25 protein-coding genes and 2 pseudogenes are annotated in these 26,920 nt (G+C 49.0%); 8 read left to right on the top strand and 19 right to left on the bottom strand.

Features of this window, described 5'->3' with window-relative positions; all coding sequences use genetic code 11:
• Window positions 1-4: 4 nt before the first annotated feature.
• Together C6Y40_RS12035 and C6Y40_RS12030 are read right to left on the bottom strand one after the other, a co-directional pair.
• Entirely contained in the window at window positions 5-1,159 is a 1,155-nt protein-coding gene (locus C6Y40_RS12035; RefSeq protein ID WP_105934803.1) for a hypothetical protein, read from the bottom strand.
• 3 nt (window positions 1,160-1,162) lie between these two features.
• Window positions 1,163-2,722, bottom strand: coding sequence for an MBOAT family O-acyltransferase (locus tag C6Y40_RS12030; protein WP_105934802.1), 1,560 nt, complete (start codon window positions 2,720-2,722; stop codon window positions 1,163-1,165).
• A 177-nt stretch (window positions 2,723-2,899) separates the two neighbouring features.
• On the opposite strand from C6Y40_RS12030, the gene C6Y40_RS12025 reads away from it, so the two are divergent.
• The 3 genes from C6Y40_RS12025 (at window position 2,900) to C6Y40_RS12015 (ending at window position 6,066) form a co-directional block, all read left to right on the top strand.
• Complete coding sequence (locus C6Y40_RS12025) at window positions 2,900-3,544, top strand: response regulator transcription factor (protein WP_105934801.1); 645 nt, start codon at window positions 2,900-2,902, stop codon at window positions 3,542-3,544.
• Window positions 3,545-3,563: 19 nt separating this feature from the next.
• The gene (locus tag C6Y40_RS12020) at window positions 3,564-5,201 is read left to right on the top strand and encodes an MASE1 domain-containing protein (protein ID WP_170308472.1); all 1,638 of its coding nucleotides are present in this window, start codon (window positions 3,564-3,566) and stop codon (window positions 5,199-5,201) included.
• 88 nt (window positions 5,202-5,289) lie between these two features.
• Window positions 5,290-6,066 carry a FlgO family outer membrane protein gene (locus C6Y40_RS12015; RefSeq protein WP_105934799.1) on the top strand — a complete coding sequence of 259 codons (777 nt, stop codon included), beginning with the start codon at window positions 5,290-5,292 and terminating at the stop codon, window positions 6,064-6,066.
• A gap of 55 nt (window positions 6,067-6,121) precedes the next feature.
• On the opposite strand, the gene C6Y40_RS12010 is transcribed toward C6Y40_RS12015, so the two are convergent.
• Window positions 6,122-7,318, bottom strand: coding sequence for an acyltransferase family protein (locus tag C6Y40_RS12010; protein WP_105934798.1), 1,197 nt, complete (start codon window positions 7,316-7,318; stop codon window positions 6,122-6,124).
• Window positions 7,319-7,340: 22 nt separating this feature from the next.
• Window positions 7,341-7,937, bottom strand: a complete 597-nt coding sequence (locus C6Y40_RS12005; protein WP_205664768.1) for a CIA30 family protein — start codon at window positions 7,935-7,937, stop codon at window positions 7,341-7,343.
• Between the two features lie 194 nt (window positions 7,938-8,131).
• Here C6Y40_RS12005 and C6Y40_RS12000 point away from each other — a divergent pair, with 194 nt between their 5' ends.
• Window positions 8,132-9,745 carry an RNA polymerase sigma factor gene (locus C6Y40_RS12000; RefSeq protein ID WP_105934797.1) on the top strand — a complete coding sequence of 538 codons (1,614 nt, stop codon included), beginning with the start codon at window positions 8,132-8,134 and terminating at the stop codon, window positions 9,743-9,745.
• On the opposite strand, the gene C6Y40_RS25410 is transcribed toward C6Y40_RS12000, so the two are convergent.
• Both C6Y40_RS25410 and C6Y40_RS11990 read right to left on the bottom strand, forming a co-directional pair.
• Window positions 9,742-9,939 (bottom strand): diguanylate cyclase domain-containing protein, encoded by a 198-nt coding sequence (locus C6Y40_RS25410; RefSeq protein WP_170308471.1) that lies wholly within the window; start codon window positions 9,937-9,939, stop codon window positions 9,742-9,744. The genes C6Y40_RS12000 and C6Y40_RS25410 overlap by 4 nt on opposite strands.
• Window positions 9,936-10,778, bottom strand: a complete 843-nt coding sequence (locus C6Y40_RS11990) for a sensor domain-containing diguanylate cyclase (protein ID WP_170308470.1) — start codon at window positions 10,776-10,778, stop codon at window positions 9,936-9,938. Before C6Y40_RS11990 ends, C6Y40_RS25410 begins: the two co-directional genes overlap by 4 nt.
• 188 nt (window positions 10,779-10,966) lie before the next feature.
• Here C6Y40_RS11990 and C6Y40_RS11985 point away from each other — a divergent pair, with 188 nt between their 5' ends.
• Entirely contained in the window at window positions 10,967-11,275 is a 309-nt protein-coding gene (locus C6Y40_RS11985; RefSeq protein WP_105934794.1) for a hypothetical protein, read from the top strand.
• A gap of 220 nt (window positions 11,276-11,495) precedes the next feature.
• On the opposite strand, the gene C6Y40_RS11975 is transcribed toward C6Y40_RS11985, so the two are convergent.
• Window positions 11,496-11,837, bottom strand: coding sequence for an FKBP-type peptidyl-prolyl cis-trans isomerase (locus tag C6Y40_RS11975; RefSeq protein WP_105934792.1), 342 nt, complete (start codon window positions 11,835-11,837; stop codon window positions 11,496-11,498).
• A 12-nt stretch (window positions 11,838-11,849) separates the two neighbouring features.
• Window positions 11,850-12,425: an elongation factor P-like protein EfpL gene (gene efpL, locus C6Y40_RS11970; RefSeq protein WP_105934791.1), complete on the bottom strand. Its 576-nt coding sequence runs from the start codon at window positions 12,423-12,425 to the stop codon at window positions 11,850-11,852.
• A gap of 453 nt (window positions 12,426-12,878) precedes the next feature.
• Here efpL and C6Y40_RS11965 point away from each other — a divergent pair, with 453 nt between their 5' ends.
• The gene (locus C6Y40_RS11965) at window positions 12,879-15,152 is read left to right on the top strand and encodes a S8 family serine peptidase (RefSeq protein WP_205664767.1); all 2,274 of its coding nucleotides are present in this window, start codon (window positions 12,879-12,881) and stop codon (window positions 15,150-15,152) included.
• A 124-nt stretch (window positions 15,153-15,276) separates the two neighbouring features.
• Here C6Y40_RS11965 and C6Y40_RS11960 read toward each other — a convergent pair whose 3' ends face one another.
• The 5 genes and pseudogenes from C6Y40_RS11960 to C6Y40_RS11940 form a co-directional block, all read right to left on the bottom strand.
• The gene (locus tag C6Y40_RS11960; protein ID WP_105934790.1) at window positions 15,277-15,534 is read right to left on the bottom strand and encodes a hypothetical protein; all 258 of its coding nucleotides are present in this window, start codon (window positions 15,532-15,534) and stop codon (window positions 15,277-15,279) included.
• Between the two features lie 111 nt (window positions 15,535-15,645).
• Window positions 15,646-15,954, bottom strand: a complete 309-nt coding sequence (locus C6Y40_RS11955; protein ID WP_105934789.1) for a hypothetical protein — start codon at window positions 15,952-15,954, stop codon at window positions 15,646-15,648.
• A gap of 239 nt (window positions 15,955-16,193) precedes the next feature.
• On the bottom strand, window positions 16,194-17,537 hold the full coding sequence (locus tag C6Y40_RS11950; RefSeq protein WP_105934788.1) for a DEAD/DEAH box helicase: 1,344 nt from the start codon (window positions 17,535-17,537) through the stop codon (window positions 16,194-16,196).
• A 316-nt stretch (window positions 17,538-17,853) separates the two neighbouring features.
• Window positions 17,854-20,174 (bottom strand): annotated as a pseudogene (locus C6Y40_RS11945) (TonB-dependent receptor domain-containing protein).
• A gap of 297 nt (window positions 20,175-20,471) precedes the next feature.
• A complete protein-coding gene (locus C6Y40_RS11940) occupies window positions 20,472-21,059 on the bottom strand; it encodes a superoxide dismutase (protein WP_105934787.1) in 588 nt (195 codons plus the stop codon).
• Between the two features lie 104 nt (window positions 21,060-21,163).
• Here C6Y40_RS11940 and soxR point away from each other — a divergent pair, with 104 nt between their 5' ends.
• Window positions 21,164-21,607 (top strand): redox-sensitive transcriptional activator SoxR, encoded by a 444-nt coding sequence (soxR, locus tag C6Y40_RS11935; protein ID WP_420836932.1) that lies wholly within the window; start codon window positions 21,164-21,166, stop codon window positions 21,605-21,607.
• Window positions 21,608-21,628: 21 nt separating this feature from the next.
• Here the strand turns inward: soxR and C6Y40_RS11930 are convergent, their stop codons facing one another.
• Window positions 21,629-21,997, bottom strand: a complete 369-nt coding sequence (locus C6Y40_RS11930; RefSeq protein ID WP_105934785.1) for an MmcQ/YjbR family DNA-binding protein — start codon at window positions 21,995-21,997, stop codon at window positions 21,629-21,631.
• 54 nt (window positions 21,998-22,051) lie between these two features.
• A complete protein-coding gene (locus C6Y40_RS11925; protein WP_105934784.1) occupies window positions 22,052-23,200 on the bottom strand; it encodes a GGDEF domain-containing protein in 1,149 nt (382 codons plus the stop codon).
• Window positions 23,201-23,497: 297 nt separating this feature from the next.
• On the opposite strand from C6Y40_RS11925, the gene C6Y40_RS11920 reads away from it, so the two are divergent.
• Window positions 23,498-24,211 carry a FadR/GntR family transcriptional regulator gene (locus tag C6Y40_RS11920; protein ID WP_105934783.1) on the top strand — a complete coding sequence of 238 codons (714 nt, stop codon included), beginning with the start codon at window positions 23,498-23,500 and terminating at the stop codon, window positions 24,209-24,211.
• Window positions 24,212-24,220: 9 nt separating this feature from the next.
• Here C6Y40_RS11920 and C6Y40_RS11915 read toward each other — a convergent pair.
• From C6Y40_RS11915 to C6Y40_RS11900, 4 genes and pseudogenes are all read right to left on the bottom strand, one after another.
• A pseudogene (locus C6Y40_RS11915) lies at window positions 24,221-25,177 on the bottom strand (HlyD family secretion protein).
• 44 nt (window positions 25,178-25,221) lie between these two features.
• Complete coding sequence (locus C6Y40_RS11910; protein WP_105934781.1) at window positions 25,222-25,422, bottom strand: DUF1656 domain-containing protein; 201 nt, start codon at window positions 25,420-25,422, stop codon at window positions 25,222-25,224.
• The gene (locus tag C6Y40_RS11905; protein WP_105934780.1) at window positions 25,413-26,654 is read right to left on the bottom strand and encodes an FUSC family protein; all 1,242 of its coding nucleotides are present in this window, start codon (window positions 26,652-26,654) and stop codon (window positions 25,413-25,415) included. Before C6Y40_RS11905 ends, C6Y40_RS11910 begins: the two co-directional genes overlap by 10 nt.
• A gap of 7 nt (window positions 26,655-26,661) precedes the next feature.
• Window positions 26,662-26,920 (bottom strand): transposase (locus C6Y40_RS11900; RefSeq protein ID WP_146129559.1); only part of this gene is annotated, 259 nt, incomplete at its 5' end.

Genomic DNA, 26,920 nt, shown 5'->3' with positions numbered 1-26,920 from the left:
CCGATTACCTGATTTCAGGCTGAGCTAAACCGTCGATACTCAGCTCAATGGCTCTTTCAATGGTGTGCTGTTGCAACCTGATTGGCCAGTCAGCAGTATTAATGGAAGAGGGTTTATCCAGTATTGCTTTTAGCACCTCATCGCCCAGCTTGGGTCGATAATGGGCCGGCTCCCAGTACCAGGTCATAAGTTGCCTGTCCTGTGCATAGTTAAGCGGTTCCAACGTTTGCTCGCTGGGTAAACTGAAATCATAAATTGCGTATTCAGGGTACCTATCTCCTACCCGGGCTAAATCCCGCTTCCATTGCAGGTAGCTTCCCCAGTGACCGCTCTTGTAAATAACCTGCCAGTAAGACTGATGGTATGGATTGATAAAGAAATGCAGTGCAACCTTCGGATGCGCTGTTTTCATCTCCTCCAGAAAGCTTGTTAGTAAGGCTATTGAATAAACCTGCCCGCCAGCCTGGTAAGTCAAATGTTTGCGCCCAAAACGCATAAATAGGCCATCAAACTGATGTTGAAAGAAGCGTCTTTTACCTTCAGCTTTAATTGCATCCAGGTAATAGCCGCCAGTATTACTGCCCAGGTGGGTAATATTATTATGAGTCCCTCCCTGCTGGGCGATGGTCCTCACCGAATCGAACAGCGTATCAAGTGAAAACACTGCAGGATAAATGCGCATTAGCCTGTCTACAGGGCTCTCAGGATGTTGAGTAATAGTGTCGAGTAACGCCTGCTGAGACCACGGCCCAGGACTATGCGAGTAATTATGCAGGAAATACCGGTAATCCAGGGCGATAATCAGTGTAGTCAGGTTGGGATTATAACGGGCCTGACTCAAGGCATGACGCAATGTTTCCGCCAGACCAGCGCCGGGCAGCGAGAGATTATAGGCGTGACGCCCTTTGAGTACCTCAGATTCAGCAGCAATGCCAAGCTGAACCCTTGAATTACCTATTAAAACAGTATCAGGCTGCAGAGCCTGTGCGCGGTAAGGAGTGACTTCCCTTACTCTTTCATCGGCCTGGGTCTTCTGCTGATTAAACCCTTTTAGCGCCGGGCTCCAATAAAAGCCGTAGGGATCCACCAGAAAGTTGAATCCGCCGACCAGGGCGAAGACAAGAACGATAAACAGTGCTAAACGCGTTAGATAATTCATAGGCTAAAACTGAAAATAAAGGAATTCACTCACCTGAGACAAAGTGAGAACCCCGGCCACAAAAAGTACCGCTGAAATCAAAGCCCAGCGCGTATTCGCTTTCCAGCCTATTCCGGTGACCAGGTTAAATCCGGGCCAGAAGGTATCGCGCCGGTTATAAGATAACTTGCTCAACGAGCCCGCCACCCGACTGAAAATATCCTGCGTATTCGGCATCATCAGCACCACCACCAATAAAAAGAAGTTCCACACCCAAACTTCAACAAAAGCGCTGCTTCCGGCGGAAGACTCGGTTATCCCTATCTGCGATAGCATCCCTGTTACGGTGTCGCCTAAGCGGGTCCAGATACCTTGAGGAATAGATACGCCGTAACCGCCAACCATTCCCTTTAACATAGTAATAGCACCGTCAAAAGTAACCGCCCGGAAAAAGACCCATCCAACGACTACGCCAACAAAGGTAACAGCCCAACCTATCATTCGGGCCCAGCCACTCTGCAACGCATGCAGTGCAGGACACAGGTAACGCCAGGCATGGAAAATAATCAGATAAGAACCATGCAGAGCCCCCCAGATTAAAAAGTTCCAGCCCGCGCCATGCCAGATCCCGCCAATGACCATAGTTAAAAATAAATTGCGGTATCGATTGAAGTTACCGGCCCGGTTCCCTCCCAAAGCTATGTACAAATAATCCCGAAGAAAACGCGATAATGTCATGTGCCAGCGGCGCCAAAATTCAGAAATATTGACGGATTTATAAGGCGAATAGAAATTTAATGGCAAAATGATGCCAAACATTCTGGCCAACCCAATGGCCATATCGGAATACCCGGAGAAATCAAAATAGAGCTGGAAGGTATAGGCCAGAGCTCCGGCCCAGGCAGCAAAAAAATCCAGTGTTACGCCATTATCCACGTTAGCAAAAGCAACATTGGCATAGCCTGCTACACCATCGGCGAGTACCGCCTTCTTAAATAACCCAAGAGCAAATATCGACAATCCCAGTCCCAGATTCCTGGCTGTGATAGAGGCATGGCCATTAGCAAACTGAGGCAGCATTTCTTTATGGTGGACTATAGGGCCTGCTATCAATTGCGGAAAAAACGTCACAAACAACGCATAATCCAATGGGTGTTTTTCTACAGTTTCGCCACGATAAGAATCCACCAGATAAGCAATTTGCTGGAAGGTAAAAAATGAAATAGCCAGAGGCAATACCACACCGGGAAGCGGCAAAGGGGTGTCCAGCAATAAATTGACGTTCTCCAGAACAAAATCGGTATATTTAAAGTAACCCAGCGACAATAAGTTCAGGAAAACACCAATATACAAAGTTATTTTTTTGCGGTTTTTACTGAGGCGCTTTCCTAACTGGTAGTTGAGCACCATGGAGACCAGGATGATAGCGAGGTAAGCCGGATTCCACCAGCCGTAGAAAAATAATGAGGCAAGCACCAGCACGCACACAACGGCTTGAAACGAGGCATACCGCCCAAACAACCACACCAGTAAAATGGTCAGCGGCAAAAACGCAAAAATAAATTCGTAGGAGTTAAACAGCATGCATTATCGCTTTTCGTTCTGTTTTTATAGGGTTACTGTTTTCTTTTGACATTACCCTAACTGGAAAAGGAGTTGAAGCCTTAATTGTACACTTTGTGTTCTCCCCATCTAAGCCATTGGCTTATTTAAGCTAATCACAAGTCGCGTTACACTGGTGCGGTAAAAAAGGACTTGCTGATGCATATTGTTATTATTGATGATCACGAATTAGTCAGGGACGGCATTAAAAACCTGGTTGAGCAGGAATTTGGCTGGCATGTTTTGTTTGATGTAGCCGCGATAGAAGAACTGCCGAATGTAGATGTTCTGGCAGATGTAGACGTAGCAATTATTGATATATCACTGCAGGAAGCCTCCGGTTTTGATGTACTGAATACCGTTAAAACCAACTACCCCGATGTTCGCTGCCTGATGGTAAGCATGTATGAGCATGTCGGCTATATTTCTAAGGCGCTGGAACTGGGTGCCGACGGTTACGTTACCAAAACAGCCGCAACCAAAGAGCTGATGTGCGCGTTGAATGCACTGGAAAACGGCGACAATTATCTCAGCACCGATTTAAGTAACAAGCTTGCTTTTGGCCACAATAACGCCTTTTCGGAACTCACTGAACGGGAAAGAGAGGTGTTTTTATTGTTAGCCAAAGGTTTGCAACCCAAACGTATTTCCAGCCAGCTCAAAACCATGCCAAAAACCATCATGGTGCACCGAACGAACATTTATCATAAGCTCGGGGTGACATCACAGTTCGAACTGCTGCGAATCGCTCTGAATGAAGGTATTCTGAGCCTGGATGACTTTATTCATGCACCCAGCGCATAAACTTTTCACCAGGATTTTTGTGTTACCAGCGCCGTTGTCTATGGTGTCGTCTTTCACTTCATCCTTACAACGTCTGTTCAGCTTTCGCTACCTGCTGATGGGGCTGGTCTATACCTTTGTATTTCATGCCTTCTGGCTGGTGAGCCGCGAATTTGAAACTGTGACAGCTACTGTCAGTTGGTATCTTCCCGCCGGCATCAGACTTGCCGCCTTTTTAGTTTGCCCTTACCGGGCCTGGCCGGCATTGGTTATCTCAGAAAAGCTTACTTTTTTTACTTTGTTTTCACCCGGTGCAGCGCTTGACGAAAGTGCTTTCATGAGTGGTAGCTTTGGCTGGCTGATTGCACACTCAGTACTGTCGCCAGCGGCTGTAATGGTATGCGTGTGGCTGTTCAGAAAGTATAACCGCAGGCCTTTTTTCAATAACGTCAATTCAGTGCTGAGCTTTTTGCTCTCTGGAGTTGCTTTAAGTGCTTTGCTGGGCCTGACTTTTCTGGGCCGGCGAGCAATGGAGAACACCGAATTTCGCGAAATACTCTGGCCTGTCTGGTTTGACTTTATCCTCGGAGATTTTGTTGGCATCCTGGTCCTTACCCCCATTGTTATTGTCCTTCTCCAAAGCAAACTGACCGCTACACGCAGCAAACTACTGTTGCTACTGGCACTATTGTGGGTAACTACCCTATTTTCAGTGATTCTGTCATTTCGTTCCGGATTCGATTTTACTTATCAGCTAAAATACATCGCCATACTGCCTGCCTTGTTTTTCGCCTACCGTTTTGGCATGCACGGCGGCGCGCTGGCCACACTGTTGATAGGGCTAACGGCTTTCGTTGCCTCGCTACATTCAAATGAGTCGCCGCTGGCGCATCAGTTTTACATTGTTGGCATGTCTATTACCGTATTAATTTTAGGCGCCGCTGTAGAGCAGTCGCAACAGATGACAAACCAATTACTGGCAGCCAACAAAAACATGGAAGAGAAGAATCGACTTCTACAAGAAGCTATTAACGATATTCAGGCACTGTCTAATCAATTGGTTGCCACCCAGGAAGCTGAACGCAAACGGCTGTCGCGGGATTTGCACGATGACTTTGGCCATCGAATCGTAGATTTACAACTTCAGCTTGGCCTGGTCGCGTCCCGAATGCCGGCCCAGAATAATGCGCTTAGCACCATTACCTGTAAGCTTGATGAACTGTATAGCGCTATGAAACAGAGTATCGGACGACTGCGACCAGCCGGTATCGACAACCTGCCTTTGGAACACGTACTGCGCAACAACGACACGCTTAAGTCAATGCAGCGGGCCGGTGTTCACTGTCAGTTGCATAGTCAGGGAACGCCGCCCTCGCTAAGCGATGAAGTGCGAATTAATGTGTACCGAATTATTCAGGAGGCCCTTGCCAACATCGCTAAGCATGCCGATGCCACTGAGGTTGAAATCAGTATTACTTATGCTGCCGAAGCCATTCACATCGAGATTGCTGACAACGGCATTGGTCTGATTCAACCCCAGGCTAAACCCTCCTCACTGGGGTTAATCTCCATGCGGGAAAGGGCGCGCTTTATTGGCGCGCAGCTCACCTTCGATTCAGGCCAGCAGCAAGGCACACGGGTCATAATCGATCTTCCTTTAACAGTGCGGCCTAAGTAACTGGCTTAGTCTGACTAGGAGTAATACCAATGGCGGCCTGAGCAGAAACGGTTAATAACTATCTTCGAGGTATAATTAAGGAGGTAGTATGAAAAGTAACACTATTTTATCCGCCCTGACGCTTTCAGCCGCTCTGCTGGCCGGGTGCTGCGCCACTGATCATGCGCAAACACAACCACCCCATCAGCACAGTGCGGGCTCAGACACCTATGCGGTAGTACCCGAACAACCGGTAACACCCACTAACACCGACCATTCTCAACCACCAACACAGCTCGTTCAGTACCGACCACATCAGGATCGCCTGCAAGCGGTGGATCCCTACATTCCCAGAGCCACGCCGGTTTCAGGCTGGGCGCCGCCAGCTCATACCTACAGGCCGGTGTTTACCCACAAATTATTGGGGGATTACGCCGAACAAATGACCATGAAGTTAATTGAGAATATGCGCTATGTTTCCACTAATACACCCGTTGCTGTCACATCACTGGTGGATCTGGATAGCTCACTTTCCCACACTAACATTCTGGGCAACCAGTTGGCGGAAAGCTTCATTACCGAATTGCAGGAGTTTGGCATTCCTGTTGTTGATTTTAAAACCACAGGTGTGATTCATGTTGGCGGCAGTGGCGACTTTGTGTTCAGCCGCAACTTAGGCGAACTGGAACGTAATCCCTACATAAAATACATTTTGTCCGGCACCATGACCTACAATGACCGAGGCATTATTCTTAATATCCGCATGGTCGACATCAACTCGAAAGTGGTGGTTGCCTCTTCCAAAGGTTTTATCCCTCAGTTTGTGGTTGATTCACTTTATCCGCGTAATTACGTCGACGGCATAGTGCTTGATACCACCAGCTAACATGCGCTGTTATCGACGCAACAACCCAGGCTCCGGCAACGGAGCCTGTTAAGGCTTAACCTGCCCGCTTAGCTACTGGTTTACTCGCGCCGCTAAGGACGTACTGTAACCACGTTCTTTTCACTATCAGTTCAAACAAGGTAAAGGCGATAGCCAGAGTAATAAGCGTAATACTGATTAATTTGACTAACCAATGCAGCGGCATTTCAGCAAAGGCCACCTGCAACCACACAACCAGTGGCAAATGAATCAGATACAGCCAGTAGGCCCGTGCCGACAGATAACTAATGGTCGCATTTGGCTGGCTGAATAACCGCTTACAAACAGTCATTAGTGCTGCCGTCAGCAACCACATTATGCTGGCATAACACAGTACAAACCCGGCTTTATAGTAAAGGTAGAACTCATGGCCGGGATGCATCTCGTAAGCAGAAAGAAAAATCGCTCCCATCACGGAAATTACCAACCAGGTAAGCAGAAACCAGCTAATCTGCATAAAGTCTGCCAGTAAAGGCTGGTGTTGGTACAAGCCCCACCCCAGCAGAAAAAAGCCACCATAAATGAGCAGCAATGGTATATGGGGCCACAGAGACTTATCCGGCGTATCGAGCCCCCAGTGCTCCATCCACCACAAGCAGCCAGCCACCAGCAAACATCGCAATACCAGCCCCAAACGGCTAGTACATAGCCAGGCCAGAAAACGCTTACCCGCAAGGGCCAGTGATTGCGAAGTCGCAGGCACTCGCTCAAGCAGTGAGCTCACCAGTACAGCAATGGCAGTAAATAGCATCAGATAATAAAGAAACCATAAGTGAGTGCCGGTAAACATTCCGGCAGGCAGCTCAGTCAGGCTATTCAGACCCTGCCACAAACCGTCGGGTATGTCGGCTTCACCACGCATACTCTGCCCACCCATTACCCAGCCAGAAACCAGTAATGGCCTGAGCAGGAACCAGCCGGCGATAAAAGGTATTCCCAAACGAACTGCACGTGAAGTTGCTAATGCCTTAACGCCATACTTTTGCAGTGACATACAGGTAAAGAACCCCGCAATCAGAAAAAACAGCGGCATCCGGAACGAATGACTCACCAGGCTAAAAATACTTACCACCGGGCTGGTATTAATATCCATCACGGCCCAGCCAATAAATACCGGCATAAACGATAATCCGGCGTGAAACACCACGCCCAGTATTAAGGCAAAAGCGCGTAATGCATCGAGGTATTCAATGCGTTCGGTAGACATTGTCATGTTGTTTTACCTGCGCTTAAGGTTAGTAAAAGCCGATTTCGTCTATCACAAAATCATAAGCCGACTGCTGCATGGCAAAAGCCACTATGCTCAGGCTATTCAGCGTACTGGCATCCAGTGTGGTCTGTTCTGACCAGGCGCGTTTTAAACTGGTAAATGGCAGCTTAACCTCATGAAATTTACCGTCGGCCTTAATCAGTACCGGCGCGGCATGATAATCAAAATTTTCAACCTCTGCGCTATTGGCTGACACTGACATAAGGCCCTGATTGATTTTGACCTTCAAACGAATCCCCTGATATCCGGAGGCGTCCATGGGCTTTCCTTTAGCATCGAGCAGCAGAATCGAACTGGCCCAGGCGGGTTGTCCTCGAGGAGGGATGAGATTGCCAGTGAGATGTATTTTACCGCCTTGGACAGTCACTTCACTTTCACTGCTGCCACCGGCCACCGTATCGTTCATAAACTGGCGCTGCACACCCAGGCTGTTTTGACTCTGATGGCTGAAATCATCAACCAGTTCTGGTAGTTCATAGGCAAAAGCCCACACCGGAAGCAGTATCGCTGCTATCGTAAATACCCCAAAAAGGTAGCGCGCTATGTGACTAAGCATATTCATAATAGGTGTTCTCCGTTTAAACCGTTAAAGTAAGATTTTCCCCGACAACTAAAGCATTGCAGCGGGATTTAACGGATAAGAGCCAGGCGGCATGAGAAAGGTGACAAAAAATGCAAAAAATAATTTTTCATCTTTTTTGTCACCTTTTATTCCCAGGCAGGCACATACCCCCAAAGTAGCCAGGAATAGACACCATGAATTTTTTTAAAAAGCGCTCATCAGTTGCCGGGCAAGGCGATGCCACACTGGTTATGCTCTCGCTCGGTGGCAACCGGCAAGCCTATGGTGAGATTGTTAGTCGCTACCAGACTCTGCTCTGTTCGCTGGCTTACTCATCTACCGGCGATTTCAGGCACAGCGAAGATATCGCTCAGGAGGCTTTTGTTGAGGGCTGGCGTAAACTGGATACCCTGCACGATCCGGAAAAACTCAGGTCCTGGCTTTGTGGCATTTTGCGTTTTAAGGTCAGCCGGCACTATCGAAAAACAGCGAAAGAAACCCAGCATCAGGACATTTTGTTAACCACAGAACAAGACATAGCTGACGAGGCTGCGCTGGATCAAACCGCAATCAGTGAACAGCAGCAGACTTTATTATGGCAGGTACTTGATCAAATGGAGCCGCTGTATCGTGAACCGATGATCTTGTTTTACCGGGAAGAGCAGTCTGTGCAGCGGGTCGCCGAGGAACTGGAACTTAGTGAAGATGCTGTAAAACAGCGTATCTCGCGAGGCCGCAAACTGCTTAAAGAGGCCATGTCAGTCTTTGTTGAGGATGCGCTTAAACACAGTAAGCCCGGCGCCGCGTTTACCGTAGCCGTTATGACCATGATCAGTGGCATATCACCACCAGCGAAAGCAGCCGTTCTAGGCGGTAGTGCCTTAAAGACCGGTTCGCTGTTTAAATTTGCCTCGCTCGCCGCACTGCTGGCTTCGGTCTCGGGGCTGATTGGCTCCTGGTTCAGTCTCAAAGCCAGCCTGGCGCAATCACGTACCAAACGTGAACGGCATCTGGTGAAAAAATCGGTGACGTTGTTTTTTGTGTTCGCAGCCCTATACATTGCCGGTATGGCAGGACTCAAAGCGCTTTGCTACGTATCCCCGCATCACGCTGTCACTCTGAGTCTGCTCTCGCAAACCGTGGTTGCGGCGTTAGTGATCAGTTACGTGGTACTGGTAAAAAAAATGTTCAGCGCCATGAAAGACCTGCGCGCCCTTGAACGAATAACGCAGCCCGAGGCTTTTATTGCCAGCGCCCATCAGGCCGGCGCTAAACAACGGGAATATATCAGCGCCTTCAGGCTGCTGGGCGTGCCATTTTGTCATTTTCAGTTTGGCATGCCTGAACATACCGACACGCCAGCCTATGGCTGGATTGCCGCGGGTACCCACGCCAGAGGCCTGTTATTTGCCTGGGGCGGCGTGGCGGTAGCGCCGGTGAGTGTAGGGATCATTTCCTTTGGTCTTATCACTATTGGTGGCGTTGGTGTTGGCGTTATTGGTACCGGCACGGTTGCCTTTGGCGTGCTGGCATTTGGAGCCTCAGCCATTGGCTATCAGGCATTTGCTTCGTTGTCGGCAGTTGGCTGGCAAAGTGCCATTAGCGGTGGGTTCTCAATGGCACGAGAAGCAGCGCTCGGGGCAGTGGCCATAGCAACACACGCAAACAATGAGATTGCGGCCGATATTGCCAGGCTCTCTGAATTCCAATGGCTATCAACATGGGTTTTTATGGCTATAGCATTATTAGTGATTGTTCCGGCCATCTGGCATGCCCGCGCCGTCACCCAACGAATGAAAGCAGATTAAATATGAGCCCCCATATAGTAGGCATTTTTATTCTTGTACATGTGCGCATCCGCTTTATCCAGCAATTCATTAAGGGTATGCGCATTGTCGGGATATAGCGCCCAGCCAATACTCGCACTGAGGGTGAGTGAGCAGCCTTCAAATTCAAATTCGGGTTCGAGAGAATGTTCAAACCGCTGGTAGATACTTTTCACAGCATCTTCATGTGGATATTGCTCATCAGCACACCAAACTCGTCGCCGCCAATACGGGCCACTTTGTCCGTAGGTCGAAAAGCCTTTAATAACCGCCTGGCCAGTTCACTGAGCATGCTATCTCCCACCCGGTGGCCCAGTTCGTCATTAACAGCTTTCAAACCATTCATGTCGATAATAAAGACCCCGAATTTCCGCCCCGGATAAGACTTGCACAAAGAGTACTCACGATTGAGTTGTTCCATAAAGGCCGAACGATTTAACAGGTTAGTCATTGAATCATGCGTAGCCTGATAAACCAGATTGTCTGCGACAAAGCGGTGACAATAATAAAGCGTGGCGGCCAGTTGCTCTGACACCAGCTTTAAAGCAGCGGTATCCCGCGACGTAAAATGAGGCTTTGCGTGTGAAAAGACTTTGAGCACACCAACCGTGTTGTCATGGTGATGAAGCGGGATCAATAGCATCGAGGCAACACCAATTTCAGCACAGGCTGCCTGGTTGGCCCGACGATTCACGGTAACATCATTGCAAAGTTGTACCTTACCGGTTTGCAAACAAAAACCGGACAGGCTGTTATCGATAGGAATACTGTGCCCTAAAAAAGGCTCAGCCACACCGGAGGTTGCGCGGTAAACCATCGCATTGCCTTCTTTAAATTCGATTGCCGCCCCATCGCATTGCACCAGCACCAGGCAGTGTTTAACGATAATTTGCATCACGGAAGTCAGATCCATGCCCACTTTGGCAATAGAGGTTTGCATATCCACAATCGTGGTAAGCTTTTCGCACCGGTCCTGCCAGCTGTCTGCAATATATTCGATTTCGGCTAAGGTCATTTGCCCCCTGCAAGTGATTTTACAAACCGCGAACATGCCTCTGCTCCCTCAGAACACACTACCACTTGTTGATACAACCACTACGCAGATACCTCTAATTTATCTGTCTGGCTAAAAAATTACCAGTTTGACGCTTCATTGAAATTCTCTTAATGTGCGGGTTTTGTTACCCAAAAGTAACAATCCACATGCCTAAGTCCATTTCACTGTTGTTTACCATGGCGTTGTTTACCATGGCGTTGTTTTCAATGAGTTTTAAGGGGATTGCCCAGTCTCCGGAAACGCCCGTCAAGGCGCTGTTTAACGCTATGCGTGCACATGATGGCGAGCAACTGGCAGCGCAGTTCACCAACAGCGCGCTACTGCAACGCGCTGAGCCAGGCGGTAACATAAAAAGCAACGACCTAAGCCAGTTTGCCGGGTTCGTTAGTCAGACCAGCAAACACCTGGATGAAAAGCTGTTAGCTGTTAGCGGTTACCGTGCAACAAAGCGATAACCTGGCCGCAATATGGACGCCCTATGTGTTTTATCTGGATGGCAAACTAAGTCACTGCGGGGTAAATAGCTTCCAACTGGTCAAAACGGGCCCGGACTGGAAGATTCACTATTTAATAGACAATCTGCACGGCGGCGATTGTGAGCAATTTATCAAGCAATATAGTACAGATGGGTAGCTGCGGCGTAACAACCGCCGCAGCGGGAATAGCTGAAAAGTCTTAGTCGTCGCGAGTAAGGACTTCTAACAACTCAATTTCAAAGGTTAAATCGCTGTTCGGCGGAATAATTTCACCAATCTGGCGCTCTGAGTAGGCCAGTTCTGATGGTACCCAAAGTTTTCGCTTGCCGCCCACCTTCATACCCTGCAAGCCAATAAACCAGCCCTGGATAACCTTGTTTTTTGATAACACGGTCTGAAACGGGCGGCCTTTATTATGCGACGAGTCAAACTCGGTGCCACTGGCCAGCCAGCCCCGGTAATGAGCCGTAATTAACGCGCCTTTTTCCGCGGTTTTGCCGTCGCCAACCACCAGGTCTTCAATCTTTACTTCACGAGTCATATTGCACCCGGCCTAGTGCTTATCGGCGCGGCTTTGGAATTTGCGCTCTTCGGTATTAATTTTTACCCACTCCCCGGTGCTGATATATTCAGGCACCTGCACCACCAGGCCGGTCGACAACGTGGCCGGTTTGGTACGGGAAGTGGCTGAGGCCCCTTTAATCGACGGGTCGGTTTCAGTGACTTCCAGTTCCACACTCATCGGTAAATCGAGGGCTACCGGTACGTCACTGACGATAACGACCAGCAGACCATCGGTATCTTCGTTGATAAACAATACCTCGTCAGCAATACTTTCTTTATTAAGGTGATACGGCGTGTAGTCTTCCTTATCCAGAAAAACATATTCGTCACCGTCAATGTAAGAAAACATAGCCGGCCGGCGAACTAAGTCAGCCATTTCGAGCATGTCAGAGTCTTTAAAGGTTTCATCAAACTTAGCACCACTTACCACGTCGTACATCCGCATTCGATAAATACTGCCTCCGGCTCGCCCCTGGGGAACAGAACGGTCAATGTCCCGCACAATGCAGGTTTTCCCGTTAAATACGATGGTGTTATTCTTTTTAATTTCACTCGCCTTTGGCATGATCACTTCCGCTCTTAATGGCCTGCCTGCTGGCATATGCCGGATTAGAAAACCTTATTTTCCGCGATTTTTGCTCCGGTGGAAAGCCTTATCCGGCGGAAAACCTGACAGCTCCGTTTTGTTTACGTTGCAAAAGACCCGCTTTAATGACAACGCTAAGCGTATTTTACTTCTGTGTGAAATGTGTCCATACTTCCCCGCATAAGAATAATAAGTGGTTGTAGTGAGACTCACCCTTGAATACCTGCTCCTGAGCGGACAGGTTGCTTCGCTGTTTGTTCCCCCCCCGCTATACAAAACAAAATACCTTTGTATGGGTAATCATCACGTATTTTGTTAATCGAAAGTTACAATGCATATCACCAAGACTCATGTTGTAGCCGTATTATGAGCCTGCTAATGCACCGTAATACCCCAAAAAACGCTGCGTATTCGTACGTACTTCCTACTTTAATGACGATTGCACCAGCTACCCTGCTGGCTGCACCAAAGTCAACGGATGACGTTCGCCCTGGTACCGTTTTATATAAAAAGCTCAGCGGTGCCTCAGCGAGTGAATTAAAAGGCCTCAATAGTTTGCTCAATAGTCAGGGCTTACTCGCAGAAAAAACATTGCCTAATTCCGGCATTACCATTGCCACGTTCAACGGTAAAGGACGTGAAAAAGCGATTGCCAAAATATTAAAACACAGCGGTTTGGTTGAATTTGCTGAGGCTGATCAGGCCATGGCACCTACCGTTCAGCCTAACGACCCGAGCTTCTCTGGTCAGTGGCATCATAATAACATCAACAGCCAGCGGGCCTGGGATGTCACTACGGGTAGCAACAGCGTGTTAGTAGCAGTTTGTGATACCGGTTTTGATGCGGATCACCCGGATCTGGCGGCTAACCTGCGCACCGACCTGGCTTACAATGCCGAAGAAGGCACCAGTTACATCGAAGACGCCAACGGTCACGGCACCGGCACCGCAGGCACCATCGGTGCGGTGGGCAACAATGGTACCGGCCTTGCCGGGGTAAACTGGAATGTTGATATCATTCCGGTCAGAATTGCCATTAGTGATACCAATAGCTCAGCTTATATTTCTACCATGGCAAAATGTATTGAGTACGCAGCCGACAACGGTGCCCGTGTGGTTAACCTGAGCTATGGCGGTATTCAGTCAGCCACCATCGATGCTGCCGCAAAGTACCTGCGCGATCGCAACGGCCTGCTGTTTATGTCGGCGGGTAATTCCGGCACTGAATACCCCACTTTTCCTGACTACACCAGCTTCGTTGGCGTAGGTGCCACCGATCAAAACGACAATAAAGCTTATTTTTCTGACTGGGGCACTTATGTAGACTTAACTGCACCGGGCGTCAGCATTGGCACCACCTATCTGAATGGTCAGTATATTAATTACAGCGGTACGTCTTTTTCTTCTCCCGTGGTAGCTGGTGTTGCCGCACTAATGGTAGCAGCCAATCCTGGGATTTCGGCGGATGAGATTGAAAATGGTCTTTTCAGCACCGCCAAAGACATCGGCGCCAACGGCGACGATATTGTGTTTGGTCATGGTCTCATAGATGCCCAGGCAGCAGTAAACTATGCGATGAACCTGGGTAATTACACCGCGCCAGTGGCAAGCATCAGCCAAACTTCCAGCTCCGTTACCTTTGGCTCTGCAGTAACTTTCAGCGGCGCAGGATCAACCGATGGCGATGGTAGTATTGTGGCGTATCAGTGGAACCTGGGAGACGGTACCACGTCATCTCAGGCTGAGGTTTCGCATATATATGACGCCGCCGGCACTTATCAGGTTAGCCTGACTGTCACCGATAATGACGGCCTGACCAACTCTGCAACCACACTGCTTCAGGTAACTAACGAAGTACCGGTTGCAGTGATTGATTCGATGGTCACCAGTTATAACATTGGTGATACAGCCTTCTTCAGTGCCTCAGGTTCTTATGACAATGATGGCAAAATCATGCAGTACGCATGGGACTTCGGTAATGGCGACAGTGCTTCCGGCCAGTCGGTCAATTATGCTTACCCAACCGGGGGAAGCTACACCGTTACGCTGACAGTAACAGATGACGCCGGCGCGCTTAACAGCACCAGCATTAATGTTACTGTAGATGACCCTATGGCACTTACTGCTCCACAAAATTTATCAGCAGCGGCCAACGGTCTTGACGTGACCTTAAACTGGACCAATATGAACAATAATGCCGACTACTTCTTTATTGAGCGTGCTGTGAAGTTCCGTGGTAAAACACGTTATGAATCGGTGGGTACCGCAGTTGCAGGTAGCACTGAATATACTGATTCAGTACCGTTTGCCGACAACTACTGGTATCGGGTAACTGCGGTGAATGCCAGCTATGAAGCTACCTCAGCAAGCATTCAGGTATCAGTCTCTGAGACATCTGATCAACCTGCACCACAGCCAGGCACAATGGCAGCGCCGGGTAACCTGTCAGCTTCTCAGAGTGGCAACACTGTTTATCTTAGTTGGGCCGACAACAGCGGTGATGAGCTCGGCTTTTACCTGGAAAGAGGCGTTAAGCAGAAAGGTAAAATCCAGTTTGAACGCATCGCCGTGGTAGGCCAAAACATTACCACAATAACCGACGATGCAAACGTGTTAGCCAGTGGCAATTACGCCTACCGTGTGCAGGCCTACAAAGACGGCGAAGTATCAGCTTACAGCAATACCTTCGAATTGCGCTTAAAGTAAGCCGGTAAAGCCACATCAAAAAAAGCCTGATAAGGTAGCCTTATCAGGCTTTTTCTTTGCCCGGACTGCGGGCTTGCTATAGAGGCTTTATAGTGACTATCTTAAAGGGTCGCCACAAAATCATCTAGTAGTACCAGCTGTGGCAATGCACCTTCCATTGCACCGTTAACCGCAATAGCAGTATACACATTGCTGGCACCTGCACTAAGTCGGTGGCATCGGTAAACTCAGCAGTGGCCAAAGGCTGCTCGTCAGCCAGCATCGCATCAGGGGCCGAGACATAGATACCAACGGTGGGCGCCGCTGACGCTGCGTGGACAATCCGGACCTGAGTATTACCAGCGGTTACCGGCGTTTCGGCACTGGTTACCGGCAACAGCATGAGCGAATCATCGGCTACACCTGCCTACGGCTAAAACGTCATAGTAGGTATCGGCTTCCAGCGCCACAGCGGCCTACAGAACATCCGCGTCGTCTGTTGGCAGGATAGCGATTACGCCAATATCGTAGGTGCCGGTTTCAACCTCAAAGCGGCCTGATAATCAACGCCTTTAAGATTATTGAGGATAGCATCATTGCCCGTAATGCTAACCAACGGCGCATCACAAGAGCCGTGAATGACCCTCACATTGGCAAATTCGGGTTCCGGTTGTGCTATCTCATCATCGTCATCGTCGAATAAGCAACCCGTTAAAAAAATGGCAGACTGCATGCTACAAGGAGCGACATGGTCCTGCTCATCGTTAAGTCCTCGCTGTTGTGTTGTGACGAATACGATTACGAGGTCTTTTTGTGGGAGCATGCTCCTTGCAACTTTTGGCTAACATCATTTGCATTTTGCAAATAGCGTTTAGCCAACTGTCTGAACAGAGCAATTTTCAGATCCAGAAGCCTGTTACCAGCCTCATACTCCATTGCAGCGCCCTTTGGTTCTGATAATACAATGCCAGAACTGAGCCAGGTGAAGATATTACGGCGAAATGATGTACTCAGCTAGAGCCCTGTCAGAAATGCACAGGGCTTTACAGGCTAGCGCTGGCTTCAGGCTTCCACCGCTTTCCGCTTTACCTGAGTATTGACTCTGCGGCGACGCGGTGGGCGTGACTGACTGTTGTTATCAGCCGCTTTATCAGAGCGTGGTTGGTTGTTACCGGTGCGTTGAGGCTTACCGGCCGCTTCTGACGAACTGGACTTAGGCTTCTTCGGCTTTTTAATTTTCTTTGGAGGTAACAGTTTGGTTTCTGGTAAAGACTGATTAGGTTCAAACCCAGCCAGACTCTCGCGCGGAATCAGCAACTGAATAAGTCGTTCAATATCCTGCAATTGTTCAATTTCATCGGCGCTTACCAATGACCACGCCTGACCCGCAGAACCGGCCCGGCCTGTTCTGCCAATACGGTGCACATAGTCGGCAGCAGTGTTGGGCAAGTCAAGGTTTATCACAACAGGCAGCTCACTAATATCAATACCACGAGCGGCTATATCCGTCGCAACCAGCACTTTTACACGGCCATCCTTAAACGCTTTGAGTGCCGTTGTTCGCGCTCCCTGGCTTTTGTTGCCATGGATGGCTGCGCTGGGCAGACCGGCACTCTCGAGTTTGGCTGCAATTCGGTTGGCGCCATGTTTAGTGCGACTGAATACCAGCACCTGTTGCCAGCCCTGAGTCTTAATCAGTTTGGTCAGTGCCGCAATCTTGCGTGATTTATCCACCGGCACCAGTTGCTGCTCAATCTTCTCAACCGTTGTATTAGCCGGCGTGACCGCCAGTTTAATCGGATTACGGGTAATCGACTCAGCCAACGACATCACATTGTCGGCAAAGGTGGCCGAGAATAACAGCGACTGGCGCTGCGCAGGCAGTAACTTAAGAATACGCTTAATGTCGTGGATAAAGCCCATATCGAGCATGCGGTCGGCTTCGTCCAGTACCAGGATTTCCAGTTGCTCAAACTTCACTGCATTTTGCTGATACAAATCCAGTAAACGGCCCGGTGTTGCCACCAGCACATCCACGCTGGAACGCAGTATCTTCATTTGCGGATTTATACCCACACCACCAAACACCACCGCACTTTTTAACCGCAGGTGGGTTTTGTATTCACGAATATTGGTTTCAACCTGCGCCGCAAGCTCGCGGGTTGGCGTAAGAATAAGCGCACGCACATGATTAGCTTTGGGTTTCGGACCCGCCGCCAGACGTTGCAGAACCGGCAGGGCAAAGCCTGCGGTTTTACCGGTACCGGTTTGCGCTGCGGCCAGCACATCACGGCCGGTCAAAATAGCCGGGATCGCCTCTTGCTGAATCGGCGAAGGCGAACTGTAGCCCTTCTCTTTAATTGCTTTAAGAAGTGGGTCACACAGCCCTAATTGACTAAAAGACATAATACCTCGGTGTATTAGTTAGTACGAAATAATGAGTCCATGCACGACTCGCAGTTGCACGAAAGAAAAAGGCTATCGGTGTTTACCTGGCTCATATCAGACGGTCAGAATGTGAATCTCTAAGGGGACTTACTCGGACTAACGGAAGAAGCGTGAAGCAAATTGAAATAGTATCTTTCAAAGGCGCACGAATAGTACCATCCTTTGGGTGCGCCCGCCAGATTATTTTTTAAACAACCACTGTAAACGGAAAACGCCCACCCATTAAAAAAGCGGCCCACAGGCCGCTTATGCAAAAGAATCCGGATTAGCGAAATTAAAAGCTAACGGTTACGCCAGCCCAGAAGTTTCTGGCTCTGTCTTTAACGTTGTAATCGTCGGTAAAGTTAACTTCACTCACTACACCGCGCCCGGTGAGGTATTCAAACTGACCATCATTGTTCAGGTCGTCGTAGGTAACCGAATAAGTAGTAAAGTCTCTGTCGAGCAGGTTGTTAACCCGTAAATTCAGGATCACGCTGTCGTTTAACTGCCAGCGTGCGCCTAAGTGCAGCATGGCGAAGTTTTTAAAATACAGCTCACGATCCAGGGTTGAATCGTAACCTCGATAGCGATCTGAACGGTACTCACCCTGCAAATATACGTTTAAGTCGGCATTCACCTGCCAGGTGATATTACCGTTAGCCATGTGCTCTGCGGTGTTAGTGAGAGGCAAGCCGGCCTCCGGGCCACTTTTTTGTTCACTGTCGGTCCAGGTATAGTTAAGGTAAACAGACCAGTCTTCGCTAATACCGTAACGGCCGGCCATTTCGATCCCCTGCAACTCAACTTCGTCGATATTAATACGCTGGCTGTAGGTATCGTAACCGAGTTCGTCATATTCACCCAGGTTTACACAAGGGCGAACACCACCGGTAGTATTGCAGCTCTGCACCGTATCACCTTGGGCAATCTTGTCTTCAAAATCTGTTTTAAAGTATGTGATGTTGAAGTTGTGCGCATCGCGGCTCCAGTAAACCGCGATTTCAGAGTTTACACTGGTTTCAGGTGTCAGATCTGGGTTTCCGGCAAAGGGGCTGGTGCCCTGACCACCAAAACCAATAATACCGTCGTACAAATCGGTCGTTTGCGGGGTTTTGTAGCCAGTGCTCACACCGCCTTTTACAGTCCAGTAATCAGTTATGTTATACACCGCATAAACTCGCGGCGAAGTCTGGCTACCAAAAACATCGTGCTCGTCGTAGCGGAAACCAGCAGTCAGGGTCATGTTATCAATAATGCCCCAGTTATCCTCGGCAAACAGGGAATACATTTTTTGTTCCTGCACGGCACCGGGTTCGCCGGACTCAAGACCAAATACGCCGTCTTTCAGCTCGCCGTCGATGACCTGCGCGCCAAGCACAAAATTATGATCGCCAGCTAAGTCTTCAACCGGAATATCAAAGCGTAAATCAAAGGTATACTGACTGCTGTCGAGCGGACGTGCCGGACGCGGCAGAAACGTTTGTTCGGCCAGATCCCGCCGGTCTTCTTCACTCATGCCTTCGTATTCACCGGTACCGTCGTACATGGCTTGTAGCAACTGACGTTCCGCCACACTCAGCGGTAACGTACGGCCATTGTTCTGAGTATCAACGTAGGCCAGTGAGGCAGCAACGGTACCAAAGTTCAGCTTACCATCGTAAGTTAATGACCACCACTGACGGTCAAATTCCTGCTCTGCGGCATATCCGGCACGCGGATTTACCTGCCCACGGCGGTCCTGCCATAAACTTTCAATGCTATCGCGGGTCCCCAGCGGATAAAGAATTTCACCGGTATCCAGGTTAAATTCAGGCGTGTTATCATACTGCTGATGTGAATCATCAAAATCGAAACCAATTTCGTGGCCGTCAGCAGGCGTGTAATTAAGGCTGAAACCATAATGTTTGCTGTCGTTATCCACCGTGCGACCACCGCCACCAAAACCCAGTGAACGCATATGCACAACGCCATTCGGGTCGATTGCCGGTGCCAGTTGTGGCGTAGACGCCTGCTGCTCATAAACACTACCGCGAATACCGACGCTTAACAGGTTTTCAATTAACGGGCCGGTTACTGAAAAGTCGGTAGTGATGTCATCACCAAAATCGTCGTTGGTTTGCAGACTGCGGCCAAAGGTAATGTTGCCGCCCACTCAATGCGGTGCTTTTTAGTGATCACGTTAATGACACCACCTAGCGCGTCTGCACCGTAAAGCGTTGACGCTGGTCCACGAATGACTTCGATTCGTTCAATGGTGTCGAGCGGTGGCATATGATTGAATGCGTTGCCACCAAAGTTGTTTGGATAAATATCACCATGGTTATTCTGACGACGCCCGTCGATCAATAGTAGTGTGTACTCGCCGGTAAGACCACGCATACTCACGCTGCCTTTGCCGGTTTTATCACGGGTCGTGCCAATATCAATACCTTCCTGAAACTGCACCGCATCGAGTAAAGAGGTAAACGAACGGGTTTTAAGATCCTCTGCGGTGATCACAGAAATACTGGCCGGTGCTTCGGTAATTTTTTGTTCAAAGCCGGTTGCCGATACTACAACGTGTTCAATATCTTCGCTATCTGGTACTGCATTAGCCAGAGCGGCGGGTATCATTCCTAACTGGATGGCGAGTGCCAAACAAGAATATCCAAAACGAGATTTCATGAGTTTCCTATGTGTGTATGCATTGTTCAGTGTGTGTTTTTATGGGGCTTATAGTAAACAACCAAAAAGCAAAGTCAATACAAACGATAGTTATTCTCATTTAGATTTTTAAATAATTCGTATTTGGTTAATTGAGATCAATGAAGTCGGCCTTATTCAAGTAGTCTAAGGCCAACTTTGCAGGCGATGAATAAATAGCAACTCAAGCAAGCCAAAGCTTACTCAGGGTGCTATTGCAGTTACCGCTTATTCGCCAGTTAAATTGGTCAACGCAAAGTCCCAGTTAACCAGTTGCCAGAAGGCATCCAGATAGGCCGGCCTGGCATTGCGGTGATCAATATAATAAGCATGCTCCCAGACATCCACGGTAAGTAAAGGCTTGAGACCCTCATGGGCAATCGGTGTATCGGCATTAGCGGTGTTAACAATCACCAACTCGCCGGACGAGTTAAGCGCCAGCCAGGTCCAGCCGGAACCAAAATTGTTAATAGCTTGCTGAGTGAACACGGTTTTAAAGGCATCAACCGACGCCCAGTTTTCCTCAATAACCGCTTTCAGAGTTTCTGGCGGCTCTCCACCACCGACAGGTGACAGGCATTGCCAGAAGAAAGTATGATTCCACACCTGAGCGGCGTTATTAAAAACCGGCCCTGTGCTGGCTGCAATAATGTCTTCCATCGACTGGCTGGCGTAATCAGTACCGGCGACCAAATCATTAAGTTTATTGACGTAGGTCGCATGATGCTTGCCATAGTGATATTCCAGCGTTTCCCGGGACATCGCTGGTGCTAGGGCATCTTTTGCATAAGGTAAATCGGGTAAAGTAAAACTCATCTTTGTCTCCTGACTCAAATAGTGGATAGCGCAAATTTGACTAGTCGACACAAATACTAAAACCTCATGTCTACTTGAGGTCAATAACTTTTTTGGGGATGATGATGGATAACACACTAAGTGTTGGTGATGTCGCCAGGCGCAGCGGCGTGGCCGTTTCTACGCTTCATTACTATGAAGAAAAAGGATTAATTCAGAGCCTGCGCACGCAGGGCAAGCAACGCCGCTACCACCGCAGTATTCTGCGCAGGGTGGCGATTATTCGTATCGCTAAACAGGCCGGTATTTCGTTAAGGATCATAAAATCACATCTGGAAAAATTCCCCACCCGCGAAGTCTCTCCTTCTGACTGGCAGCAGATGAGCAGTGAATGGCGGGCGATGCTGAACGAGCGCATTCTAAGCCTGACCCAGCTCAGGGATAAGCTCGACAGCTGCATTGGTTGTGGTTGTCTCTCTTTACGTGACTGTCCACTAAGAAACCCAGAGGATAAGCTGGGCGAAGAGGGGCCGGGGGCAAGAATCCTCGAGGAAGAGAGACAGAGTTAAACCATAGGTGTAAAAATTGGTTCAGTTAATATCTGCGATGCCCAGTTCCTGCCGCTTACGTTTGCTCAGGCCTAGCGCCACGATTCGATAGGACTCGCTGAGATAATATTTTAAGTCGTCATCAAGGGAGCCGGATGTACCGGTTTGCTGGATCCACTTCATACCGCGACTCGCCAGGTAAGGCGCCGGAATGTAGCCCTCAGCCTGACATAAAAATTCGAAGTTGAGCGGTGAGGTTTTAAAAGTATAGGCTGGCGTGCCAGCTTTCGAGCGACTGCCGATGGCGAACACTTTACCGCCAACTTTCCAGACCTCAGAGTTCCCCCACTGCACCACATGCGTAGTGGCTTTGAACGTCCGGCAATAGGTATTAAAGGCGTGATGATTCATGGTTAATCCGTTGTCAGAGGCTGCAGTATTCTGTTAGCGGGCGACGCTTGCTACTCAGCTGAACACATACACCAGATTGCGCCCTTCCCGCTTCGCGGAATACAACGCCTGATCTGCCTGTGAGTACAGATGTTCCCAGTCGTAGAGCACTTCATGAGACACCGCTATGCCAATACTGACCGTAATAGTAACCTGTTTATCACCCTGTTTAAATCGCAGCTCAGACACTTTATGTCTAAGCCTGTCGGCAACGCCCTGGGCCCGCTCGGTAGAGACGCCTGGTAGCAGGATAGCAAACTCTTCCCCCCCCATACGACCCACAATATCGGTTTGCCGCAGTCCTTCTGCTAATATTTTCCCAACCCGACTGAGTACCTCATCGCCAAAGGTGTGGCCGAACTGATCGTTCACTTGTTTAAAGTGATCGATATCGACCATCAACAGGGAATGGCAGGTTTGATCATCGGCGGATAACGATTTCGCGGCTTTTTGCACAAAGGCGCGGCGGGTAGGCAACCCGGTTAATTCATCAAGGTTGGCGAGTTTCTGCCATTGCCGGCGCTGATTCATCACATGTAATAATGGTAGCACCAGCGCCGTAGCCACGGTTAATAACAGGTGCGAGAGCAAGACGATATTGAACAGATAGCGGGTATCCGAGTCCTGGGCAGCCAGCATTTGCACCAGCATTACAATCCCCTGCAAAAACAATACAAAGGCGTGCAACAATAGCAGCACACGCAACACCAGATAGACACTTTTATAGGGAGACTTGCGTTGATAAAACAGCCCTTCGGTCATCACAAACATAAGCGCCATGCCCACAGAGGCCACCACATTAACCATTGTTGAATAAAACCCGGCCACCGTAATGACTGCGCTGCCAACCACAAAAATACTTCTTACCCGGCGGTAAAATTTTATCGAGCCTGGTGACAATTCGAATTTGTTCAGCCCGCAGTAAAGTCCAAAGGAAGCGGTAAATAAAAGCAGACAAGCCAGTGTGTTGACGGCCTGCAATCCCTCTGCTGCATGAGCAATGACAGACGCACCAATACCTGCCGCGAATAAGGCACAGGAAACAGACCAGTACAAATAAGACTGGTTGCGCTGTTGCGCTCTGTACACAGCAAAAAAATAAACGCTGACCAGCACATTGATGGCGAAAGCCATCGCAATACCGGTGGGAAGGCCAGACGACATGAAGCGTGAAATCTCCACCAGACACCAGAGTTGTAATATAGTCAAAAGTATAACAACTTGGCCGCCCGTAACCTCATCTGATAGGTATAACCCCGGCAATATAGGTGTAATTAATTATACCCAAGTATTCTTATCAGAAGGCTTCTATAATTTCAGCTTAGTCCCATATCATTGGTCTAAAAGTAAATATTCACAAGATACAAACTCGGAAAACCGGTGCGCCACATCCTTGACTATTTGATGGTTGGCGATATTCTCGACCATTTAGATCATTGTTAGAAAGAGCCTGTCATTATTATGCAAGTGGATGCAGTCAAAGTTCGCCGTCTTTATCTGGAAGTTGCGACTCAAATAGAACAGCAAATTCAGAGCGGCCAGATTGGCCCGGGCGAGCGCTTGCCTTCCGAAAGGGATCTGGCCAGTCGCTTTGAAGTCAGCCGGCCAACTATTCGGGAAGCCATGATTGCACTGGAGATAGCCGGTTTAGTCGAAATTAAAACTGGCTCGGGCATCTATGTTCTGGCCCAAACGGAAACACTCGCCCCTCATAGTCTTGATGACGTTCCGGGGCCGTTTGAAGTCCTCGAGGCACGGCTGCTGATTGAGCCTCAAGCTGCCAGTCTTGCTGCCGCCCGGATCAGCAAAGCCCAGTTAAATAGCATTGAGCAAGCAGTGCAGATCATGGGCGATGCCAACTCCTCAGAACACCAAAAAGAGCAGGCAGACGAACTTTTTCATGTCACCATTGCCCAGGCCACCGATAACAGTGCCCTGGCATCAACCATTAAATGGTTGTGGGAACTCAGAAACCAGTCTGCGCTGAGCTCACGCTTTCACCAGCGCGTGCGGGAGCTGGGCGTTCAACCCTATGTGGAAGAACACCGAAAAATCTTTAATGCGCTAAAACTCCGCGATCCGGAACGCGCCAGAACCGCTATGCATCACCATATTTCAAATGCAATTGAACAGGATATGTCGGTGTTGGATCTGCATGACAACGAGGACGATTAGTCGGCGTTATCAGGCATCATTGCCGGAAATACTTACCGTTGCGCTCATACCGGATACCAGAGTATAGCCATCAGGCAAGGCAGAAGTATCAAGGTGAATTCTTACCGGTACCCGCTGAGCCAGGCGCACCTAGCTAAAAGTCGGGGTGATATCACTTAACATATCGGCACTGGTCGCTGCGGCATTATCGGCAATCCCACTGGCAATACTATCTACCCTGCCTGGCACTTTAATATCGCCGGCCATAAGAATTACCTCCGCTTTATCACCTACACGGATCCGTGGCAGCTTGGTTTCCTCGAAGTAACCGTATACCCACATCCCGTCACGCTTTACCAGGGCCAGACTCGCAACGCCTGAAGTAACGTAATCTCCCTGCTTCACATTGAGATTTGTAACAGTACCATCAGCTGCCGCTGTCACCCGGGTACGGGCATAGTCCAGTTCGGCAAGTGCCAGTTGGTTTTCGATTTGTTTTACGGCCGCCTGGGCTCGAATAGTGTTGGCGGTTGCGAGTTTAGCCTGTGCCAGTGCTTGCTGCAGCTGGGCATAAGCTTCTTCCGCCAGGGCCTTGCTATCATGGATTTCCTCATTCGAGACCGCTTTATTCAGCCTGGCACGTCGTTCAGCCCGCTCATTCAGGTTCGCATAGTAAGTCTCGCTGGCCGCTACAGCAGACTCAGCAATGGCTTCGTTTGCTCTTGCCGCAATAACGGCGGCCTTTGCTTCGGCCAAATCGGCTTCGGCTGCTTTAACATTTTGCGCATAGCGAGCGGGATCAATGACGAATAGCAGATCGCCTTTACGCACGGCCTGATTATCTTTTACCGCAACCTCAGTGACCAAACCGGACACATCACCGGCAACTTTGATGATGTCAGCTCTTACACGCCCGTCCCGAGTCCATGGCTGGGTAGTAAAATGGTGCCAGGCCAGATAAGCACCATAAGTTGCTATGGTTACCATTAACAGGGTCACCAGTACCCGTGCAGATAAAATGTGTTTCATAATTAACCTACCAATTGAATAATCGCCAGCGCGTATAAGCTAATCATCAGCGCCATGCGAAATAGAGATGGATGCCACAACCAGCGGTACCAACCCATAACTACCAGCATGCGATCAATGACGATGAAAAAAGGAATTAAAGCAATAAGTAATAGTGCGGCACCGGGCAGATACACCCCGGCAAAAGAAAACGCTAGTGGCATGCTGCAACCCCTTCGTATGAATATTCGGCCATCGACAACGGCTCTTTTAACACGCTGCTTAGTAAAAAAAGGTGCTGCCGCACAGCGCCATAGGGCTCACTTCTCTCGAGCTCATCCAGCAAACTGCTCACTCTGTCTTGTATTGCCAGCATCTTATTTTGTGAGTACTCACTTTTACTGCAGGTATTTACTATTAAACGTATAAGTTCAGAAATAGCGAGTTTTTGGTGAGCCTGCGGTGGATGTTGGATGAGGTCTTCACGTAATGCAATCACTGCATAACATAGCTCATTGGTATTTAATGCTGCGGCTAAAAATCGCTCCAGCACTTCGGGCCGGGAAGCAAAATGCTGTGACACCTGTACCGTGATATCACTGTTTCGACTGCGCACTTTTTGAGCCAACCCTTTTTCGCCATGCAACCCTGCCATCCTCACACTTTGTCCCAGCATGTTGAGATAGCGGCTGTACTGTGCTTGCGTGCCGACAATTTTAGGCATAAGCAGGAAACCACTGCACGCGGTGATCACCCCAACAATCGCAGCCAGCATTTCATTAAAAAAACGCGTGTAGTCAAGGCTGACTACCGGACCAATATTCAGTGCCACTAAAAATCCCATTAACAGCGGTATAGCCAATCCGATTCCGCCTGGTAAGGTGGCGATATAAAACATCGCCAGAAGGTAGGGTGCAGTGCCTATTACAAACATTGGATATGTCGTAAATGTAGGTAGCATAACAAAACAGCTGAGCGCCAGGAATGGCGCGATACTGTGCCCCACCGCGGCCATTTTTACTGCCGCCAGCGGATTAGGCAGCGGCGCAAACATCATGCTGAGCGCCACAACAATAAATACGGCTATAGCACCTGCCTGCCAATGGCTGTTTACCCATATTAAGCCAACCACCTCAGTAACCAAAAAGGTCCGGAAAAAGGTGAGTCTTACCACCGACGAATCAAATACACTGCTAAACCTTACTTTACTGAGCGCAGCAGCTTCAGTATGACGCCGCTTACTGGCCACCAGAAAAGCACGCAAACAAAGAGTCAGGGATTTAGTCACTTTTTCCAGCAAAATTATGCCGGCTTCAAGTTCAGTGTTTACCTTGCTGTGATCGTCGTATGCTTTATGGGCGCCTCTTTGCAACTGTTCTGAGTACTGATGGAGGCGTGCCAGGATATTTTCTCTATCCTCCTCCCTCTCTAGGGCCTGTTGATCTTTGCTGCATATATTTCACTCAGCAGTACATGGGTAGCCACATCATCGAAAATGCCAGTGATACCATGCTGGCATAATTCCTTGCTAACTTTTCATACCTCGTTGATATTGAACGATAATGCTTTATTCGAGCAAAGGCGTTTTCAACTAGGTGGCGATATTTATAGAGGCACCAATCAACGCTGTCTTTGTCTATATCTTGGCCATAGTTCCGTTTAGGTATGACGGAGATACCTCCTTTGGCTTCAATATATTCTCTTAATGCGTCACTATCGTAG

Origin of the sequence: Marisediminitalea alba, assembly GCF_002993365.1 — a bacterium.
GTDB classification, from domain to species: Bacteria; Pseudomonadota; Gammaproteobacteria; order Enterobacterales; family Alteromonadaceae; genus Alteromonas; species Alteromonas alba.
The sequence above is the reverse complement of the archived record's forward strand: the minus strand, read 5'-3'. Positions and strand labels throughout refer to the sequence as shown.

Coding starts and splice junctions, on each gene's coding strand:
- C6Y40_RS12000 (WP_105934797.1), top strand. CDS start 8,132: ATGAATTTTTTTAAAAAGCGCTCATCAGTTGCCGGGCAAGGCGATGCC.
- C6Y40_RS11910 (WP_105934781.1), bottom strand. CDS start 25,422: ATGCCACTAGCGTTTTCTTTTGCCGGGGTGTATCTGCCCGGTGCCGCA.
- soxR (WP_420836932.1), top strand. CDS start 21,164: ATGGATAACACACTAAGTGTTGGTGATGTCGCCAGGCGCAGCGGCGTG.
- C6Y40_RS12010 (WP_105934798.1), bottom strand. CDS start 7,318: ATGACAATGTCTACCGAACGCATTGAATACCTCGATGCATTACGCGCT.
- C6Y40_RS12030 (WP_105934802.1), bottom strand. CDS start 2,722: ATGCTGTTTAACTCCTACGAATTTATTTTTGCGTTTTTGCCGCTGACC.
- C6Y40_RS12005 (WP_205664768.1), bottom strand. CDS start 7,937: ATGAATATGCTTAGTCACATAGCGCGCTACCTTTTTGGGGTATTTACG.
- C6Y40_RS11985 (WP_105934794.1), top strand. CDS start 10,967: ATGCCTAAGTCCATTTCACTGTTGTTTACCATGGCGTTGTTTACCATG.
- C6Y40_RS11960 (WP_105934790.1), bottom strand. CDS start 15,534: ATGCTGTTGCCGGTAACCAGTGCCGAAACGCCGGTAACCGCTGGTAAT.
- C6Y40_RS11975 (WP_105934792.1), bottom strand. CDS start 11,837: ATGACTCGTGAAGTAAAGATTGAAGACCTGGTGGTTGGCGACGGCAAA.
- C6Y40_RS12015 (WP_105934799.1), top strand. CDS start 5,290: ATGAAAAGTAACACTATTTTATCCGCCCTGACGCTTTCAGCCGCTCTG.
- C6Y40_RS11925 (WP_105934784.1), bottom strand. CDS start 23,200: ATGTCGTCTGGCCTTCCCACCGGTATTGCGATGGCTTTCGCCATCAAT.
- C6Y40_RS11990 (WP_170308470.1), bottom strand. CDS start 10,778: ATGACCTTAGCCGAAATCGAATATATTGCAGACAGCTGGCAGGACCGG.
- C6Y40_RS12035 (WP_105934803.1), bottom strand. CDS start 1,159: ATGAATTATCTAACGCGTTTAGCACTGTTTATCGTTCTTGTCTTCGCC.
- C6Y40_RS11965 (WP_205664767.1), top strand. CDS start 12,879: ATGACGATTGCACCAGCTACCCTGCTGGCTGCACCAAAGTCAACGGAT.
- C6Y40_RS11950 (WP_105934788.1), bottom strand. CDS start 17,537: ATGTCTTTTAGTCAATTAGGGCTGTGTGACCCACTTCTTAAAGCAATT.
- C6Y40_RS11930 (WP_105934785.1), bottom strand. CDS start 21,997: ATGAATCATCACGCCTTTAATACCTATTGCCGGACGTTCAAAGCCACT.
- C6Y40_RS11940 (WP_105934787.1), bottom strand. CDS start 21,059: ATGAGTTTTACTTTACCCGATTTACCTTATGCAAAAGATGCCCTAGCA.
- C6Y40_RS12025 (WP_105934801.1), top strand. CDS start 2,900: ATGCATATTGTTATTATTGATGATCACGAATTAGTCAGGGACGGCATT.
- C6Y40_RS11920 (WP_105934783.1), top strand. CDS start 23,498: ATGCAAGTGGATGCAGTCAAAGTTCGCCGTCTTTATCTGGAAGTTGCG.
- C6Y40_RS11955 (WP_105934789.1), bottom strand. CDS start 15,954: ATGCTCCCACAAAAAGACCTCGTAATCGTATTCGTCACAACACAACAG.
- efpL (WP_105934791.1), bottom strand. CDS start 12,425: ATGCCAAAGGCGAGTGAAATTAAAAAGAATAACACCATCGTATTTAAC.